This is a genomic window from Gordonia sp. NPDC003425 (assembly GCF_053588635.1).
The window spans coordinates 1-16,289 of sequence record NZ_JBSFQI010000022.1; the positions used below are offsets into that span (position 1 = coordinate 1).

Here is a 16,289-nt window from a genome sequence, read left to right on the forward strand (position 1 = left end):
CGGCCCCATTCCGAACCCGGAAGCTAAGCCCTCCAGCGCCAATGGTACTGCACCCTAACCAGTGTGGGAGAGTAGGACACCGCCGAACACAATTTCCAGTGTGGCCCTTCGCATTTCGCGAGGGGCCACACTGCTTTGTGCGTTCTGGGGTCGCGCGGGTGATCGGCTCAGGCGTCGCGTGGCACGACCACCACGGGGACCGCCAACACCCGCATCATCTTCGCGGCGGTGGTGCCGAGGAACATGTGCAGCGGACGAGCGAGCCGTGACGATCCGACGAAGAGAAAATCGCCCGGATCCCACTCGAGAGAGCCCACCGCGTCCTCCACCGTGTGGCCGGCGCCGAGTACAGCGGTCACCGGGTGTCCGTCGGGTAGTTGGGGGCGCACCGCAGCCACCAGCTCGTCGAGTTGGGAGGCTGCAGTCTCCCGGTCGTCGAGGGAGACCAGCGAAAGCAGGCGTAGTTCGAGATCGGCGCGCACACACGCGCGGATGGCGGCACGGATGAGGGCCGGATTTCCGGGGCCGCTGCCCACCGCGCAGGTGACCCGCCGTATCGGCGTCGCAACCTCCCGCATACCGCGGGGGGCGACCACCACCGGGGTGGTGGCGACGTGCAGCAACCCGTTCACCACAGATCCGAGCGAGTGCCGTCCGAGAATGCCGCCGCCCGAACCGCCGACGACGATGGCCGCCGAGTCCAAACGGCGTGCCTCCGAAGCGATTCCGTCCGCGGTGTTCTCGTAGGTGGCGACGTACGCGTCGGCGGCCACGTCGTCGGGGAGTTCGGCGCGCGCCTCATCCAGCGACTCGGTGGTCTGACGATCCACGATCTCGACGAAATCTCCGAGGGGAGCGGTCGCGTCGTTGCTGCGCACCGGCGGCACCACCATGCAGACCCGAAGATCGGTGTCGAAGCACTCGGCGAGTTGCCCGCCGAGCGCTAGGGCATCCTCGCCTCCCGGTGTTGCGAGATAGGCCACCAGAAAGTTCGGCCGGGATGCCATTGTGCTGCGCTCCGTTCGGATCGTGTCGCGCCCGCAGAGTTCGGCGGGCACGACTCCATGATGCCTGTCCGGCGTGAACCGTACCGGAGATCACCGCGTCACATCGTCGCGTTCGAGGATCGAACATCGCCGGGTCCGAACCGCGTCCGCCATCTTGGCGGCGCGGGGGACTACCGTCGAGCCGTGACGATCTCTCATGTGGACGGCTACCTCCGCAAGATCATGGACGATTGTGCCGACGACAGGTCCGGAACCGTCGCCGACTACATTCCCGAACTCTCGACCGTCGACCCCGACGGCTACGCGCTCACCGTGTGCGTGCACGACGGGTACACCTATTCGCTCGGCGACACCGACGTTGTCTTCACCATTCAGTCGGTGTCCAAGCCGCTGACATACGCACTGGCACTCGGCCGACTCGGGCCGGCCGCGGTGGACGAGCGGATCGGGGTGGAACCGTCGGGAGAGGCGTTCAACGAGATCAGCGTCGACTCGCGCCGACGCCCACGTAATCCGATGATCAACGCCGGTGCCATCGTGGCCGCGTCGCTGCTGTTGCCGCCGGTGGGTGACGTGGGGCCGGGTGTGGTCGGTGAGGTCTTCGGTGAGGTCCTCGACTTCTACTCGGCGTGTGCCGGACGCCGGTTGACCATGAACGAGGAGGTTTTCGCGTCCGAGGCCGCCACCGGATCGCGCAATCGGGCCATCGCCTACATGCTCGACAGTTTCGGCGCCCTGGACACCGATCCCGACGCCGCACTGGAGCTCTACTATCGGCAATGCTCGATCGAGGTCACCGCCGACGATCTCGCCGTCATGGGCACCACGATCGCCTGCGGCGGAGTCAACCCCCGCACGGGGCGACACGCCTTCACCCAGGAGGTGGCGCAACGCGTGCTCTCGGTGATGACCACGTGCGGGATGTACGACGGGGCCGGCGACTGGGTGACATCGGTGGGCCTGCCCGCCAAGAGTGGCGTCGGGGGCGGCATCCTCGCGGTGCTGCCGGGTCAACTGGGCATCGGTGTCTACTCACCACGGCTCGATGAGCACGGCAACAGCGTGCGCGGCGTCGACACCTGCCGGCACCTGTCGACCGACCTCGGACTGCACATGTTCAACGTCACCCGGGGAAGCCGGATCACCGTGCGCTCGGTGTACGACATCGGGGAGTTCCCGATCAGCGATGACTGGTCGGAGATCGAACGCAGCTACCTGCGCACCTGCCGAGATCGGGTACGCGTCTATGAGCTGCAGGGAGATCTGACGTTCGCCGGCGCCGAACGTGCGTTCCGCCGGGTCGAGAAGGACCTCGACGACGACAAGGTCGGGGTGGTGATCATCGACATCTCCCGGGTCGGTGTGATCGATCCGGTGGCGCGCACGATGATGCTCGCGATGAAGAACACCGCCGACTCCTCGGGCCGTCGGGCAATCCTGGTCGATCCCGACGGCGAGATCCGGGCGAGTGTGGAACGGCATCGCCACGACACCGTGGTGCCGCAGCTGGCCGTGCCCGATGCCTATCTCGGCCTCGATCCGACACTGCCGCATGTGCATTCCGCCATGGCCGATGCGGTGGAGGACGCCGAGGAGTTCCTGCTCAAGGACTACCGCAACCGCTGAGCCGAGCACCCGACGAGAGATCATGACATGACGGGGGTGCGGGCGCGGAGTGCGCGCCCGATAAGCTGCGGTCTGTGCGTCTGGTGATCGCGGAATGCCAAGTGGACTATGTGGGGCGGTTGACCGCCCATCTGCCGATGGCCAAGCGGTTGTTGCTGATCAAGTCGGACGGGTCGGTGAGTGTGCACGCCGACGACCGCGCATACAAGCCGCTGAACTGGATGAGCCCGCCGTGCCGGCTGACCGAGACGGAGGTGCCCGACGAGGTTGCCGCGGTGCACGACTCGGTCGCGGCGTACTGGGTGGTCACGAACAAGGCGGGCGAGGAACTGCGGATCACCATCGCCTCGATCGACCACGACTCGAGTCACGACCTCGGTGTGGATCCCGGGCTGGTGAAGGACGGCGTCGAGGCGCACCTGCAGGAGTTGCTGGCCGAGCACGTGGAGACACTCGGACCCGGCCACAGTCTGGTGCGACGCGAATACATGACCGCGATCGGCCCGGTGGATCTGCTCTGCCGCGACGCCGACGGTGCCACCGTGGCGGTGGAGATCAAACGTCGCGGCGAGATCGACGGTGTCGAGCAGCTCACCCGCTATCTCGAGTTGCTCAATCGCGACCCGTTGCTCGCGCCGGTGAGCGGAGTGTTCGCTGCCCAGCAGATCAAACCGCAGGCCCGCACGCTGGCCACCGACCGGGGAATCCGGTGCGTGGTGCTCGACTACGACGCGCTCCGGGGTGCCGAAAGCACCGAGTTCCGGCTCTTCTGACCGGTCAGTCCTCGGCGCCGACCCGTGACCGTTCCGACAGCACGCGGTTGAGCTCGTCGAGATCGTCGGCGTCGGACATGGCGGTGTAGTCGACGTCGCCGGGACGCCGGAGAATCTCGGGGAACTCGCCGAGTTTGGTACGGATCTCCTCGAACTCGTCGAGAACTCCCGCCCGCGCCTCGTCGGCGCGCGCGGCCAGCTCGCGCGAACGGGCCAGCCGTTCGGTGGCGATCTCCAGCGCGGTCTGTCGAATGGTCTGCGCCTCGCCGAGCGCCACCCGTCGTTGATCGGCGAGGTCCGCCTCGTGCTGCCGCTGCATCTCGGCTCTGGTCTGCGCACTCTCGCGCTCGAGTTCGGCGGCCTCGGCCTGTGCCTTGGCGACCATCCGCTGCGCCTCCTCGCGGGCGGCGGTCATGGTCTTGGTGTGTTCGGCCTCCATCGCCGCCCGCCGTTCGTCGCGCAGTCGGTCGTCTTCCTCGGCGTCGGCCTTGGACTTCGCGTTCACCGCGTCGGCCTCGTCGCGCAGTTCGGTGGCCTTCTCCTCGGCCTCGGCCACGATGCCCGCCGCGCGGTGGCGTGCCTCGGCGAGAATCCGGTCGGCCTCGGCGTGGGAATCGGAGACGAGTTGTGCGGCCTCCTGTCGTGCCACCGACAAGGTCTCGGCAGCCTCGGCGGATGCTTCGGCGCGCATCTCCGACGACTCGTCGGACGCGAGCTGCAGCATCCGGCTGAGTCGTTCGCTCATTCCCTGAGCGGTGGTCGGCGGCACCGACAGGGTGTCGACCTCCCGACGCAGATCCTCGATCTGGTCACGTGCGTCCTGCAGGTGCGCCGCGAGCTCGTGGGCATTGGCCGTCGCGGCGTCGCGGTCGGCCGCGAGAACCCGCATCTCGGCATCGAAACGCCGCATCGTGTCGGCGACCTGCTCGCGGTCGTATCCACGCATGACGACGGCGAACGGTAGCTGCTGCCTCGGTACCTGCGCTGCCATGCACGACAGTCTATCGCCGCACTCTGACCGGCGTGGCTGCTGCCGGTCACCGGGCTCAGTGGGCGGGTTCCACCAATTCCAGCAGCACGCCGCCGGCGTCCTTGGGGTGGACGAAGTTGACCCGGGAATCCGCGGTGCCGTGCTTGGCCTGCGGATACAGCACGCGTACCCCGGCGTCGGTGAGGCGTTGCGCCACCGCGTCGACATCGGTGACCCGCAGCGCCAGCTGTTGCAGGCCGGGGCCGCTGCGTCCGATGAACTTCGCGATGGTCGACTCGGGGGTCAGCGGTGCGAGGAGCTGGATGACGGTGCCGCCGCCCACTGCGGCCGGGCCGATCATCGCCTCCTCGACGCCCTGCTCGGTGTTGGTCTCCTGGTGATGTGTGACGAATCCCAGGTTGTCGCCGTACCACTTCTTCGCCGCCTCCAGATCGGGGACAGCGATACCGACGTGATCGACGGCGACGACGAGGTCGGAGATCAGGGCGGTGGCGCCGCCCGCTGCCTGCGCGGGGTCTGATGATGAGGTGGTCATGAGCTAACGGTAGCGTGGTGGAGAATGAACGACAGAGCGACCGCTCGGTTGGCGGCGCACACATCGCTTTTCTGGAGGTAAACATGCCCGCGGCTTCCGATCAACCGACCTCGGTCATCGTCGCCGGTGCCCGCACGCCGTTCGGCCGTCTGCTGGGCTCGCTCAAGGGATTCAGCGGCGTCGATCTGGGCGCCATCGCCATCAAGGGAGCACTCGAGCGTGGCGGCGTACCGGCCTCGGCCGTCGAGTACGTCATCATGGGCCAGGTGCTCACCGCCGGCGCCGGTCAGATGCCCGCCCGCCAGACCTCGATCAAGGCGGGCATCGGGTGGGATGTACCGGCGCTGACGATCAACAAGATGTGCCTGTCGGGGATCGACGCCATTGCGCTGGCCGATCAGCTGATCCGGGCCGGGGAGTTCGACTGCATCGTGGCCGGAGGTCAGGAGTCGATGACGCAGGCACCGCATCTGCTGCCCGGCAGCCGTTCGGGATTCAAGTACGGCAACACCGAGCTGGTGGACCACACGGCCTTCGACGGACTCTACGACGCCTTCACCGATCAGCCGATGGGCGCGCTCACCGAGCAGGGCAACGACACCCGCGGTTTCAGCCGCGCCGAGCAGGACGAGTTCGCTGCGCGTAGCCACCAGCTCGCCGCCACGGCATGGAAGAACGGCGTGTTCGCCGACGAGGTGGTGCCGGTGGCCATTCCGCAGCGCAAGGGCGACCCGGTCGAGTTCGTCGAGGACGAGGGCATCCGCGCCGACACCACCGTCGACAGCCTGGCCGGACTGCGTCCGGCGTTCCGCAAGGACGGCACGATCACCGCGGGCAACTCGTCGCAGATCTCCGACGGGGCCGCCGCGGTGGTGGTGATGAGCAAGGCCAAGGCCGACGAGCTCGGCCTCACCCCGCTGGCCGAGATCGGTCCGCACGGCGTGGTGGCCGGTCCGGATTCGTCGTTGCAGCTGCAGCCGGCGAATGCGATCGAGAAGGCCTGTGCGCGTGCCGGAATCACCCCCAAGGACCTCGACCTCGTCGAGATCAACGAGGCGTTCGCCGCGGTGGGACTGGCCTCGACCCGCGCGCTGGGAATCGATCCGGAGATCGTCAACGTCAACGGCGGGGCGATCGCCGTCGGCCATCCCATCGGCAGCTCGGGTGCTCGGATCGCGTTGCACCTCGCGTTGGAGCTGGGGCGTCGCGGTGGCGGTGTGGGTGCCGCCGCGCTGTGCGGTGCCGGCGGGCAGGGCGACGGCCTGATCCTGCGCGTGCCCGCATCCTGATCCGGGTCACCATCTGCCGGTTCGCTCGACGCACGTGGCCTACGACACATCGTCGTAGGCCACGCGGCATTTCGGCACAATGGAAGGCATGACCCAGTTGTTCAACCTGTCCACACCCGCCAAGCGGTTCCGGTTCGTCGCCATCCTCGAAGCGATCACGTGGCTCGCGCTACTGATCGCCATGTACTTCAAGTGGGTCCTCGGCCACACCGAGGCGGTGCGGTATCCGGGCATGGTGCACGGCATCGTCTTCGTCGCATTCGTGCTGATCGCGCTCGCGACCGCGGTGTCGTTGAAGTGGAACCGGTGGGTCGCCCTGCTCGCGCTGGTGTCGAGCATCCCGCCGTTCGGCACCATCGTCTTCGAGTGGTGGGCCGCGCGTGCCGGTCATCTCGCCGAGCTCTCGCCCGCGCAGTCGGGCGACGGCGAGGTCCGGGTCGCCGCGTAGGCGGGCACGGGAGATGATCGTCGCCTTCAGCCTGACCCCCTCCGGTGGAGATGCCGTCGACGCCGACGGCGGGATGAGCAAGGCCGTCGCCGCCGCGGTCGAGGTGGTCCGCGACTGCGGTCTGCCGCATCAGACCACGTCGATGTTCACCTACCTCGAGGGCGACTGGGACGAGGTGATGGACGTGGTGAAACGCGCCACCGACGCGGTCGCCGCGCACGCTCCGCGGGTGGGTCTCGTGCTCAAGGCCGATATCCGGCCCGGGCACACCGACGAGATGACGGGAAAAGTCGACCGGGTGATGCGGCATCTGTCCTGAGGCGGCCGCCGTGCGTCATCCGCTGCCCGCGGCCCGTCGGGCCGTCGCCGCAATCTTCTGCCTGAACGGATTCCTGGCCGCCCTCTGGGTGGCCCACATTCCGGTGATCACCGCCCGCACCGGCACCGACCACCAGCAGCTCGGCGCGCTGCTCCTGCTGCTGGGTGGCTCGGCGTTCGTGGGCATGCAGGTCACCGGCCGCGCGCTGGACCGTTACGGGTCAAGGCTGACCACCGTGATCGCCGCGACGGCCCTGTGCGCGGTGATGCTCGGACCCGCACTGGCCACCGATACCGCCACCCTGGCCGCCTCGCTCGCCGCGTTCGGATTCGTCAACGGAAGCCTCGACGTCTCCATGAACGCCCAGGCGGTTGTCGTCGAACGCGCCTACGCGCGGCCGATCATGTCGGCCTTTCACGGCTTCTTCTCACTCGGCGGACTGGTGGGGTCGGCGGTGGTGGCGGCGACGCTGTGGGCCGACGTCGGTGTGGTGGCCACGGTTGCCGTCGGCGCGGCCGCCGGACTGGTGGTGGTCGCGGCATCGTCTCGTCACCTGATGCGCGCAGAGCACGAACGCGTGGGCGGCGTGCATACCGGTGCCACCCCGGTGGTGCACGCCGGGCAGGCCGGTGCGGCACCGCGTCGGTGGTGGCGCGGCGTCGACGTGCGCCGGCTGGTGATCCTGGCGGCCGTGGCGTTCGCGCTGATGCTGGCCGAGGGCACCGCCTACGACTGGAGCGCGTTGCACGTGGTGGAGACGTTCGGCACTCGCGATGCCGTCGGAGCGCTGGCCTTCGGCTCGTTCAGTGCCGCGATGACCGTCGCCCGGTTCGGTATCGATCCCATCGCCGGCGCCCTCGGCCCCGTCGCGGTGATCCGGTACGGCTCGCTGCTCGGCATCGTGGGGATGGCAACGGCCCTGCTTGCTCCCGTGACCGCTGTCGCGATCGCGGGCTGGACCCTGTTCGGGGTGGGATTGGCCGGTCTGATTCCGCAGATCTTCACCGCCGCAGGCAATCTCACCACCGAATCGAGCGGTGCGGCGATCTCGGCGGTGGTGGGATGCGGCTACCTCGGCATGCTGTCGGGACCGGCCGTCGTCGGATTCATCGCCGCACGGTCGACGTTGTCGACCGGGCTGGTGCCGGTGCTGGCCGCACTTGTCTTCGCCATGGTGGCCGCGCCCGTGGTGCGTCCGCGGCCGGTTCGGCAGAGCGAGTGATGGTGCGGTGGGCCAGGTGCGGGCGTCGTGACACACTAGGAGGGTGACTCGACCTTCCTCCCGTCCTCAGGGAAGCGGCACGCGCGCACAGGCCGCGGCCGCACGTCAGCAGGCTTCCGCAGCGGTGGCGATGTCCGGCGCCGTCGACCTCTCCGCACTCAAGGAACGCGCCGACGCCCAGCGCGCCCAGGCACATCGACCACCGCCGGCGGCCACGTCCGCGCCCGGCACCACCCCACCGACCACCGGCGGTGGAGTCCTCGATGTCACCGAGGAGACCTTCGAGACCGAGGTGCTCGCCCGGTCGACCCGCCAACTCGTGGTGATCGACCTGTGGGCCGAATGGTGCGGCCCCTGCAAGCAGCTCTCGCCGGTGCTCGAACGCCTGGCCGGGCAGGCCGCAGGCGCGTGGGTGCTGGCCAAGATCGACGTCGACGCCAATCCCCGGATCGCCCAGGCGTTCCGGGTGCAGTCGATTCCGATGGTGGTGGCGGTCGCGGCCGGGCAGCCGGTGGCCGCCTTCAACGGTGTGCGCTCCGAGCAGGAGATCACGGCCTGGATCGACGAGATCCTCGCGCAGGTGGGCAGCGCATTGACCGGTGTCGACGACGCCGTGCCGGCATCCGAGCCCGAGGACCCGCGGATGGTGGCGGCCGAGGACAAGCTCAATGCCGGGGATTTCGACGGTGCGCTGGCCGATTATCGCGCCATCGTCGCCGCCGAGCCGGGCAATGTCGAGGCGGCCTCGGCCACCCGCAACCTGGAATTCGTGCTGCGCGCCCAGGCCCACGATCCGTCGATCGTGGACACCGCGGCACCGCACGACGTGGACGCCCAGCTCGCCGCCGCCGACGTGCTGCTGCTCGCACAACAGCCCGACGCCGCCTTCGACCGGATCATCGGGGTGATCAAGGCCACCGCCGGCGACGACCGTACCCGGGCCCGCACCCGGCTGCTGGAACTGTTCGAGCTGTTCGATCCGGCGGAGCCGTTCGTGGTGGCCGCCCGCCGCAAACTGGCCAGCGCCCTCTACTGAGCGGTCACGGCCGGTTGTTCGGCGTGTCGACCGGGGCCAGCCAGATCGCGGAGTTCGCCGGCAGCATCACCGACGCCGACACGGGCCGGCCGTGCCAGCCCTCGCCGTCGGCCTCCACGGACCCCAGGTTGCCCTTGCCGGCACCGGAATAGTGCGCGGCGTCGGTGTTGAGCACCTCGCTCCAGGTACCCGCCCGCGGCAGGCCCACCCGGTAGCTGGAGCGATCGACACCCGAGAAGTTGAACAGACAGGCCATCACCGAGCCGTCGGAGCCGAACCGCAGGAAGCTGATGACGTTGTTGGCGGTGTCGTTGGCGTCGATCCACTCGTAGCCCTGGGGCAGGGTGTCCTGGGTGTAGAGCGACGGCGACTCGCGGTAGATCCGGTTGAGGTCGGTGACCAGCGACGAGATTCCCGAATGCAGCTCGCCCTCCCACCCGTCGAGCTGATTCCAGTCGAGGCTGCGGTTGTCGGCCCACTCGGCGCTCTGGCCGAACTCCTGGCCCATGAACAGCAACTGTTTGCCCGGATGGCTCCACATGTAGGCCAGGAACACCCGCACACCGGCCGCCTTGGTCCACGAGTCGCCGGGCATCCGGCTCCACAGGGTGCCCTTGCCGTGCACCACCTCGTCGTGGGAGAGGGGCAGCACGAAGTTCTCGCTCCACGCGTACATGAGTGAGAACGTGATCTCGTGATGGTGGAAACTGCGGTGCACCTGGTCGCGGCCGAGGTAGCCGAGCGTGTCGTGCATCCAGCCCATGTTCCACTTGAAGCTGAATCCGAGCCCGCCGAGGTCGGTCATCCGCGTCACGCCGGGCCACGCGGTGGATTCCTCGGCCACCGTGATGACACCGGGGAACAGTTTGTGCACCGTCGCGTTGGTCTCCTGCAAGAACTGCACGGCCTCGAGGTTCTCGCGCCCGCCGAACACGTTGGGCCGCCACTGGCCGGCCGGCCGTGAATAGTCGAGGTAGAGCATCGACGCGACGGCGTCCACCCGCAGTCCGTCGATGTGGAACTCATCGAACCAGTACAGCGCGTTGGCCACCAGGAAGTTGCGCACCTCGCGTCGACCGAAATCGAAAACGTATGTGCCCCAGTCCAGTTGCTCGCCACGCAGTGGGTCGGCGTGCTCGTAGAGGGCGGTCCCGTCGAACCGTGCGAGCGCCCATTCGTCCTTGGGGAAGTGGGCGGGCACCCAGTCGACGAGGATCGCGATGCCGCGCGAGTGCAGGTGGTCCACCAGATACCGGAAGTCGTCGGGCGTCCCGAATCGTGCGGTGGGCGCGTAGTACGAGGTCACCTGGTAGCCCCACGAACCGCCGAACGGATGCTCGGCGACCGGCAGGAACTCGACGTGGGTGAAACCCTTCTCCACCACATAATCGGCGAGCTGGTGGGCCACTTCGCGGTAGTCGAGTCCGAACCGCCAGGAGGCCAGGTGCACTTCGTAGATGCTCATCGGCTCCTGGTCGGACCTCGACCGCACCCGGCGATCGATCCACGCGTCGTCGGACCACTCGTAGTCCGACACGCTGACCACCGACGCGGTCGACGGCGGCTTCTCGGTGCGCCGTGCCATCGGATCGGCCTTGTCGCGGATCACCCCGTCGGCGCCGTGCACCCGGAACTTGTAGAGCGTGCCGTCGCCGACATCGGGCACGAACACCTCCCACACCCCTGACGAACCCAGCGAGCGCATCGGGGTGGCCCGTCCCGACCAGGCGTCGAAATCGCCGACCACCACCACGCCGTGGGCATTGGGGGCCCACACCGAGAACGCCGTCCCCGACACCTCGCCGTCGGGGGTGGTGTAGCTGACCGCGCGAGCGCCGAGGACGTCCCACAGCGCTTCGTGACGGCCCTCGGAGAACAGGTGCAGGTCCATCTCGCCGAGGCTGGGCAGAAAGCGGTATCCGTCGGCCACCACGAACTCGTCGGTGCCGCCGTGCCCGTCCGGGTAGATCACCCGGTAGCGGTAGTCGATCAGGCCGGCGATGGGCACCGCGACGACGAACAGGTCGTCGGTCTGGCGCATCATCGGATGGTCGACGCCGCCGATCACCGCCGACACCGCGATCGCGTTGGGCCGCAGGGTCCGCAGGATGGTGTATCCGTCGGGTGCGTCGTGGGCGCCGAGGAACGCATGGGGGTCGGGGTGGGTCACCGCGAACAGTCGACGCACATCGTGGTCGGAAGCGTAGGGCTGCGGGGGAACTGACGCACTCACTGGATGATCCTCACTGCACACGATAGGAGAGTCGGACGGCCGCGGCGGACTCCATCGGCGGCAGCGCCACGATGTGCGCCACTGCCCGCCACGGCTCGAGCCGTACGTAATTGGCCTGGCCCCAACCGAATTCCTGGCCGGTCACCTCATCGCGGGCGACGAAACGATCCTGCCAGTCGAAGCCGACGGCAGGCATGTCGAGCCACAGCGTCGATTCCTCGGGCCCGAACGGATTGATGTTGACCACCACCACCACGCGATCACCCGAGACCGGATCGAGCTTGGAGAACGCGATGAGCGCGGGATTGTCGAGATGGTGAAAGGTGATGTTGCGCAACTGCTGTAACGCGGGGTGGCGTCGCCGGATGTGGTTGAGCGTGGTGATGAACGGCTCGAGGGACTCACCGCGGCTGGTGGCGGCCTTGTAGTCACGCGGGCGCAGTTCGTATTTCTCCGAGTCGAGGTACTCTTCGCTGCCCTCGCGCACCGCGACATGCTCGTAGAGTTCGTAGCCGCTGTACACCCCCCACGACGGCGCCAGGGTCGCGGCCAGCGCCGCGCGCAGCGCGAACATGCCCGGCCCGCCGTGCTGCAGGCTCTCATGCAGGATGTCGGGGGTGTTCACGAAGAGGTTGGGCCGCGCCTCGTCGGCGTGCGCGGCGATCTCGCGCCCGAACTCCTCGAGCTCCCACTTGGCGGTCTTCCACGTGAAGTAGGTGTAGGACTGCGTGAAGCCGATCCGTGCCAGCCCGTAGAGGCGCGCCGGACGGGTGAACGCCTCCGACAAGAACAGCACATCGGGATCGCGCTTCTTGATCTCACTGATCAGCCACTGCCAGAAGTTGGGCGGCTTGGTGTGCGGATTGTCGACCCGGAAGATCTTGACCCCCAAGCCCACCCAGTGCAAGGCCACCTTCAGCACCGCGCGGTAGATGCCGTTGCGGTCGTTGTCGAAGTTGAGCGGGTAGATGTCCTGGTACTTCTTGGGCGGGTTCTCGGCGTAGGCGATGGTGCCGTCGGGCAGGGTGGTGAACCAGTCCGGATGGTCGATCGCCCACGGATGGTCGGGGGCGCATTGCAGGGCGAGGTCGAGTGCCACCTCCATGCCGAGTTCGCGGGCGCGGCCGACGAAATAGGCGAAGTCCTCTTCCGAACCGAGCTGCGGGTGGATGGCGTCGTGCCCGCCCTCGGCCGACCCGATGGCCCACGGCGATCCCACATCGTCGGGTCCGGCGACGAGAGTGTTGTTGGGGCCCTTGCGGTTCACCGCGCCGATCGGGTGGATGGGCGGCAGGTACACCACGTCGAAGCCCATGTCGGCGATCCGGGACAGATCCTGCGCCGCGGTGAGGAACGTTCCGTGTACCGGATGGCCCTCGCCGTCCCAGCCGCCGGTGGAACGGGGGAACATCTCATACCACGACCCGAACAGGGCGCGGCGCCGGTCGACCCAGATCCGGTACATCCGGCTCTTGGTGACCAGATCGCGCACCGGGCGCTCGCGCATCAGGTCCTGCACGTCGTCGGAGACGGCGAGACTGACCCGGTTCTCCACCCGGCGGCGGGTGGAACGCAGGTCGTGGATGGCGTCGGTGAGCAGTTCACGAGCCGCGTCGCCGTCGAGTTCGATGGCCCGCACCAGGATGCGCGCGCCGATCTCGAGGTCGTTGGCCAGATCCTCGGGACCCTGCCCGGCGTCGATCTTCTTCAGAATCCCCGACCGCCACGTCTCGTACGGGTCACTCCAGGCCTCGATGCGAAACGACCAGTAACCGACCGCGTCGGGCACGATCGCCGCGTTGTACTGATCGGGCTCGATGGAGGCCACCATCGGGATCTTCATGGTGTCGCGGCGCGGCGTCTCCACGTGCAGGGTCACCCCGAGCGCGTCATGCCCCTCGCGCCAGGCCGTCGCGCTGATCGGAATGAGTTCTCCAACAACGCATTTCGCGGGGACCTGCCCTTCGGAGACCAATGGTTGGATGTCGTCGATGCCCATCCGGCCGATCACTGCGGCCCCCTCTCGTCGCCGACCCGTGCTCGGCGTGGATACTCCGTTGACTCCGTTGCTCTCACCGTAGCGGTACGGCCCCGAGTCTGCCGAGCGCAGCCCGCACCACGGCGGGATCGGTGGTCCGCCAGAACGGCGGCATGGACGCCAACAGGTAGCCGCCGTACCCGGCGGTGGCCAACCGCGAGTCGAGGACCGCCACCACACCTCGATCGTCCACCGACCGCAGCAAACGCCCCGCACCCTGGGCGAGCAGCAGCGCCGCGTGGTTGGCCGCAACCGACAGGAATCCGTTGCCGCCGGCGGCGGTCACCGCGCGCTGGCGGGCGGTGAGCAGCGGGTCGTCGGGCCGGGGGAAGGGGATGCGGTCGATCACCACCAGCGACAGCGAGGGGCCGGGCACGTCGACGCCCTGCCACAGTGACAGCGTGCCGAACAGGCACGTCTGCGGGTCCTCGGCGAATCGCCGCACCAGCGCCGACGTCGTGTCGTCTCCCTGACACAGGATCGGCAGGTCGCACCGCTCGCGCAGCACCTCGCTGGCCTCGCGCGCCGCACGCATCGACGAGAACAGCCCCAGCGTGCGGCCGCCGGCGGCCTCGACGAGGGAGGTGAGTTCGTCGAGCACGGCCGGTGCCATCGCGTCGCGCCCGGGCCGTGGCAGGTGGCGGGCCACATAGAGGATGGCCGATCGGGGGTAGTCGAAGGGCGAGCCGGCGTCGAGCCCCGTCCAGCGCACCGACGCCGAATCGGCCGGCACCTCCGCACCGGACGCGGTGACCGCGCGGGCATCGGCGGCGGGAGTGTCGGTGCCGCGGCCGGCGGCGGGCAACCCCCATGTGGCGGCCAGCGCGTCGAAGGAGCCGCCGACCGTCAGGGTGGCCGACGTGAGGATCACCGTGGCTTTGGCGAACAGTGTGGCGCGCAGCAGCCCGCCGACCGACAGCGGCGCGATGTGCAGCACCGCACGGGTGTCGGCCGAGCGGCCGACCCGCTGCTGGGACACCCAGACCACATCACGTCGCTTGGCGGCGTCGGGTTCGTCGAACGCGCCGAGTATCCGGACCACGGTGTCGTGCAGGTCGTCGAGCGAGGTCAGCGCCGCCGACCGGGCCGCGGCGGCACCCGGATCGTCCGAGGAACCCGGCGCGCGGACCGGGCCGATCGCGTTGCGTGCCTGCCACAGCCGGTCGCGCAACGCGGCCAGCGTCAGCGCGGCCGACGACGGCAGCGACGTCCACTCGCGTTCCGGGGCGTCGGCGAGCATCTCGCCGAGTGCCTCGCCCGCCCCGAGCAGGCCGTCGGTGGTCTCCTCGTCGATGAGTTTGCCGCAGCGCCGTGACACCTGGGCGATCGCCGCCGCCGACACCTCGGCGGTCGACACGGAGGTGATGCGGTCGACGAGTTCGTGCGCCTCGTCGATCACCACCACGTCGTGCTCGGGCAGGATGTTCGCCGGGCTCATCGCGTCGATCGCCAGCAGTGCGTGGTTGGTGACCACCACGTCGACCTGCCCGGAGCGGCGGCGGGCCTGCTCGGCAAAGCAATCCTCGCCGTAGGAGCAGTTCGTCGCGCCCAGGCATTCCCGCGACGTCACGCTCACCTGTCGCCACGACCGGTCGGCGACCCCGGGGGAGAGGTCGTCGCGATCGCCGGTGTCGGTGTCCGAGGACCACTCCCGCAGCCGGGTGACGTCACGGCCGGTCCGCGACAACTCGAACGGATCGAACAGCTCGGTGTCCGGCTCGTCGGCGGTGCCGGAGTGGATCTTGTTGAGGCACAGATAGTTTGCGCGGCCCTTCAGGATGGCGAAGGTGGGTTCGCGGCCCAGCTGACCCGCCAGCGCCCCGGCCAGCCGCGGCAGGTCACGCTCGATGAGCTGTCGTTGCAGTGCGATCGTCGCCGTGGACACCACCACGGTGTGACCGGATTCCATGGCATGCCGGATCGCGGGCACCAGGTACGCCAGCGACTTACCGGTCCCGGTGCCCGCCTGCACGGCGAGATGCTCGTGGGTGTCGATGGCGTGCGCCACCGCGGTGGCCATCCGGACCTGGCCGTCGCGCCGGGCACCCGAGAGGGCGGTGACCGCCGCGTCGAGCAGGTCGGGCACCGATGGCAGGTCGGTCACGTGTCGGAGGTCTGACCGTCGTAGAGCAGGTCGCCGACCAGCGTGACCCCGGCGTCACGCAACTCGGCGAGCGCCTTGCGGGTGGTCTCCGGCGCCACCGCGGCGGTGAAGTTGAGCAGTACCCGCGTGGCGAACCCTTCGCCGGCGGCGTCGAGCGCGGTGGCCCGCACACAGTGATCGGTGGCGATCCCCACCACGTCCACCGACGTCACGTCGTGATCACGTAACCACTGCGTGAGCGTGGTGCCGTCCTGTGCGGCGCCCTCGAAGCCCGAGTAGGCGGCGGCGTACTCGCCCTTGGAGAACACCTCCTGCACGCGCGAGGTGTCGAAGTCGGGAGCAAACGCCACACCGTCGGTGCCCACGCGGCAATGCGGCGGCCACGAGTCGACGAAGTCGGGATTCTCGGAGAAGTGGTCGCCGGGATCGATGTGGTAGTCGCGGGTGGCCACCACCGAGGCATAGTCGCCGGTCAGGGACGCGAGCGACCGGGCGACGGCGTTGCCGCCGCGCACCCCGAGCGCACCGCCCTCACAGAAGTCGTTCTGGACGTCGACGACGATCAGCGCGTCCGCGGCGGAGTCGGCGTCGGGGAAGTGGGTGCTGCTCATCGGTTCTCCTGTGCTCGCTGGGGCCGGGGCATCGGTGCGGTGATTCGGTGGTGCAGC

The 16,289-nt window shown here is 68.7% G+C and carries 14 protein-coding genes and 1 rRNA gene; 8 read left to right on the forward strand and 7 right to left on the reverse strand.

Annotated features, from left to right (window positions below; genetic code table 11):
* Positions 1-88: ribosomal RNA gene (rrf, locus tag ACWDTD_RS19200) — 5S ribosomal RNA — on the forward strand; the annotation flags it as partial.
* 79 nt (positions 89-167) lie between these two features.
* Here the strand turns inward: rrf and ACWDTD_RS19205 are convergent.
* Positions 168-1,007 (reverse strand): universal stress protein, encoded by an 840-nt coding sequence (locus tag ACWDTD_RS19205; RefSeq protein WP_449748736.1) that lies wholly within the window; start codon positions 1,005-1,007, stop codon positions 168-170.
* Between the two features lie 222 nt (positions 1,008-1,229).
* Here ACWDTD_RS19205 and glsA point away from each other — a divergent pair, with 222 nt between their 5' ends.
* Together glsA and nucS are read left to right on the forward strand one after the other, a co-directional pair.
* Positions 1,230-2,633 carry a glutaminase A gene (gene glsA, locus ACWDTD_RS19210; protein ID WP_449748780.1) on the forward strand — a complete coding sequence of 468 codons (1,404 nt, stop codon included), beginning with the start codon at positions 1,230-1,232 and terminating at the stop codon, positions 2,631-2,633.
* 74 nt (positions 2,634-2,707) lie between these two features.
* Positions 2,708-3,406: an endonuclease NucS gene (gene nucS, locus ACWDTD_RS19215; RefSeq protein ID WP_449748737.1), complete on the forward strand. Its 699-nt coding sequence runs from the start codon at positions 2,708-2,710 to the stop codon at positions 3,404-3,406.
* A 4-nt stretch (positions 3,407-3,410) separates the two neighbouring features.
* Here nucS and ACWDTD_RS19220 read toward each other — a convergent pair whose 3' ends face one another.
* Both ACWDTD_RS19220 and mce read right to left on the reverse strand, forming a co-directional pair.
* A complete protein-coding gene (locus ACWDTD_RS19220; protein ID WP_449748738.1) occupies positions 3,411-4,397 on the reverse strand; it encodes a hypothetical protein in 987 nt (328 codons plus the stop codon).
* A 55-nt stretch (positions 4,398-4,452) separates the two neighbouring features.
* Positions 4,453-4,932 carry a methylmalonyl-CoA epimerase gene (mce, locus tag ACWDTD_RS19225; protein WP_449748739.1) on the reverse strand — a complete coding sequence of 160 codons (480 nt, stop codon included), beginning with the start codon at positions 4,930-4,932 and terminating at the stop codon, positions 4,453-4,455.
* Positions 4,933-5,015: 83 nt separating this feature from the next.
* Between mce and ACWDTD_RS19230 the strand changes: the two genes are divergently transcribed.
* The 5 genes from ACWDTD_RS19230 (at position 5,016) to ACWDTD_RS19250 (ending at position 9,246) form a co-directional block, all read left to right on the forward strand.
* The gene (locus ACWDTD_RS19230) at positions 5,016-6,221 is read left to right on the forward strand and encodes an acetyl-CoA C-acetyltransferase (protein ID WP_449748740.1); all 1,206 of its coding nucleotides are present in this window, start codon (positions 5,016-5,018) and stop codon (positions 6,219-6,221) included.
* Positions 6,222-6,300: 79 nt separating this feature from the next.
* Positions 6,301-6,669 (forward strand): DUF3817 domain-containing protein, encoded by a 369-nt coding sequence (locus ACWDTD_RS19235; protein WP_449748741.1) that lies wholly within the window; start codon positions 6,301-6,303, stop codon positions 6,667-6,669.
* 13 nt (positions 6,670-6,682) lie between these two features.
* Positions 6,683-6,988, forward strand: coding sequence for a thiamine-binding protein (locus tag ACWDTD_RS19240; protein ID WP_449748742.1), 306 nt, complete (start codon positions 6,683-6,685; stop codon positions 6,986-6,988).
* 10 nt (positions 6,989-6,998) lie between these two features.
* The gene (locus tag ACWDTD_RS19245) at positions 6,999-8,210 is read left to right on the forward strand and encodes an MFS transporter (RefSeq protein ID WP_449748743.1); all 1,212 of its coding nucleotides are present in this window, start codon (positions 6,999-7,001) and stop codon (positions 8,208-8,210) included.
* Between the two features lie 130 nt (positions 8,211-8,340).
* Positions 8,341-9,246, forward strand: coding sequence for a tetratricopeptide repeat protein (locus ACWDTD_RS19250; protein WP_449748781.1), 906 nt, complete (start codon positions 8,341-8,343; stop codon positions 9,244-9,246).
* A 4-nt stretch (positions 9,247-9,250) separates the two neighbouring features.
* On the opposite strand, the gene glgB is transcribed toward ACWDTD_RS19250, so the two are convergent.
* The 4 genes from glgB to ACWDTD_RS19270 all read right to left on the reverse strand — a co-directional run bounded on the left by glgB (position 9,251) and on the right by ACWDTD_RS19270 (position 16,232).
* Positions 9,251-11,479, reverse strand: coding sequence for a 1,4-alpha-glucan branching protein GlgB (gene glgB / locus ACWDTD_RS19255; RefSeq protein ID WP_449748744.1), 2,229 nt, complete (start codon positions 11,477-11,479; stop codon positions 9,251-9,253).
* A gap of 10 nt (positions 11,480-11,489) precedes the next feature.
* Positions 11,490-13,490, reverse strand: coding sequence for a maltotransferase domain-containing protein (locus tag ACWDTD_RS19260; RefSeq protein ID WP_449748745.1), 2,001 nt, complete (start codon positions 13,488-13,490; stop codon positions 11,490-11,492).
* Between the two features lie 61 nt (positions 13,491-13,551).
* Positions 13,552-15,621 (reverse strand): ATP-dependent DNA helicase, encoded by a 2,070-nt coding sequence (locus tag ACWDTD_RS19265; protein ID WP_449748746.1) that lies wholly within the window; start codon positions 15,619-15,621, stop codon positions 13,552-13,554.
* Positions 15,618-16,232 carry an isochorismatase family protein gene (locus tag ACWDTD_RS19270; protein ID WP_449748747.1) on the reverse strand — a complete coding sequence of 205 codons (615 nt, stop codon included), beginning with the start codon at positions 16,230-16,232 and terminating at the stop codon, positions 15,618-15,620. The genes ACWDTD_RS19265 and ACWDTD_RS19270 overlap by 4 nt, the downstream gene beginning before the upstream one ends.
* Positions 16,233-16,289: the final 57 nt, after the last annotated feature.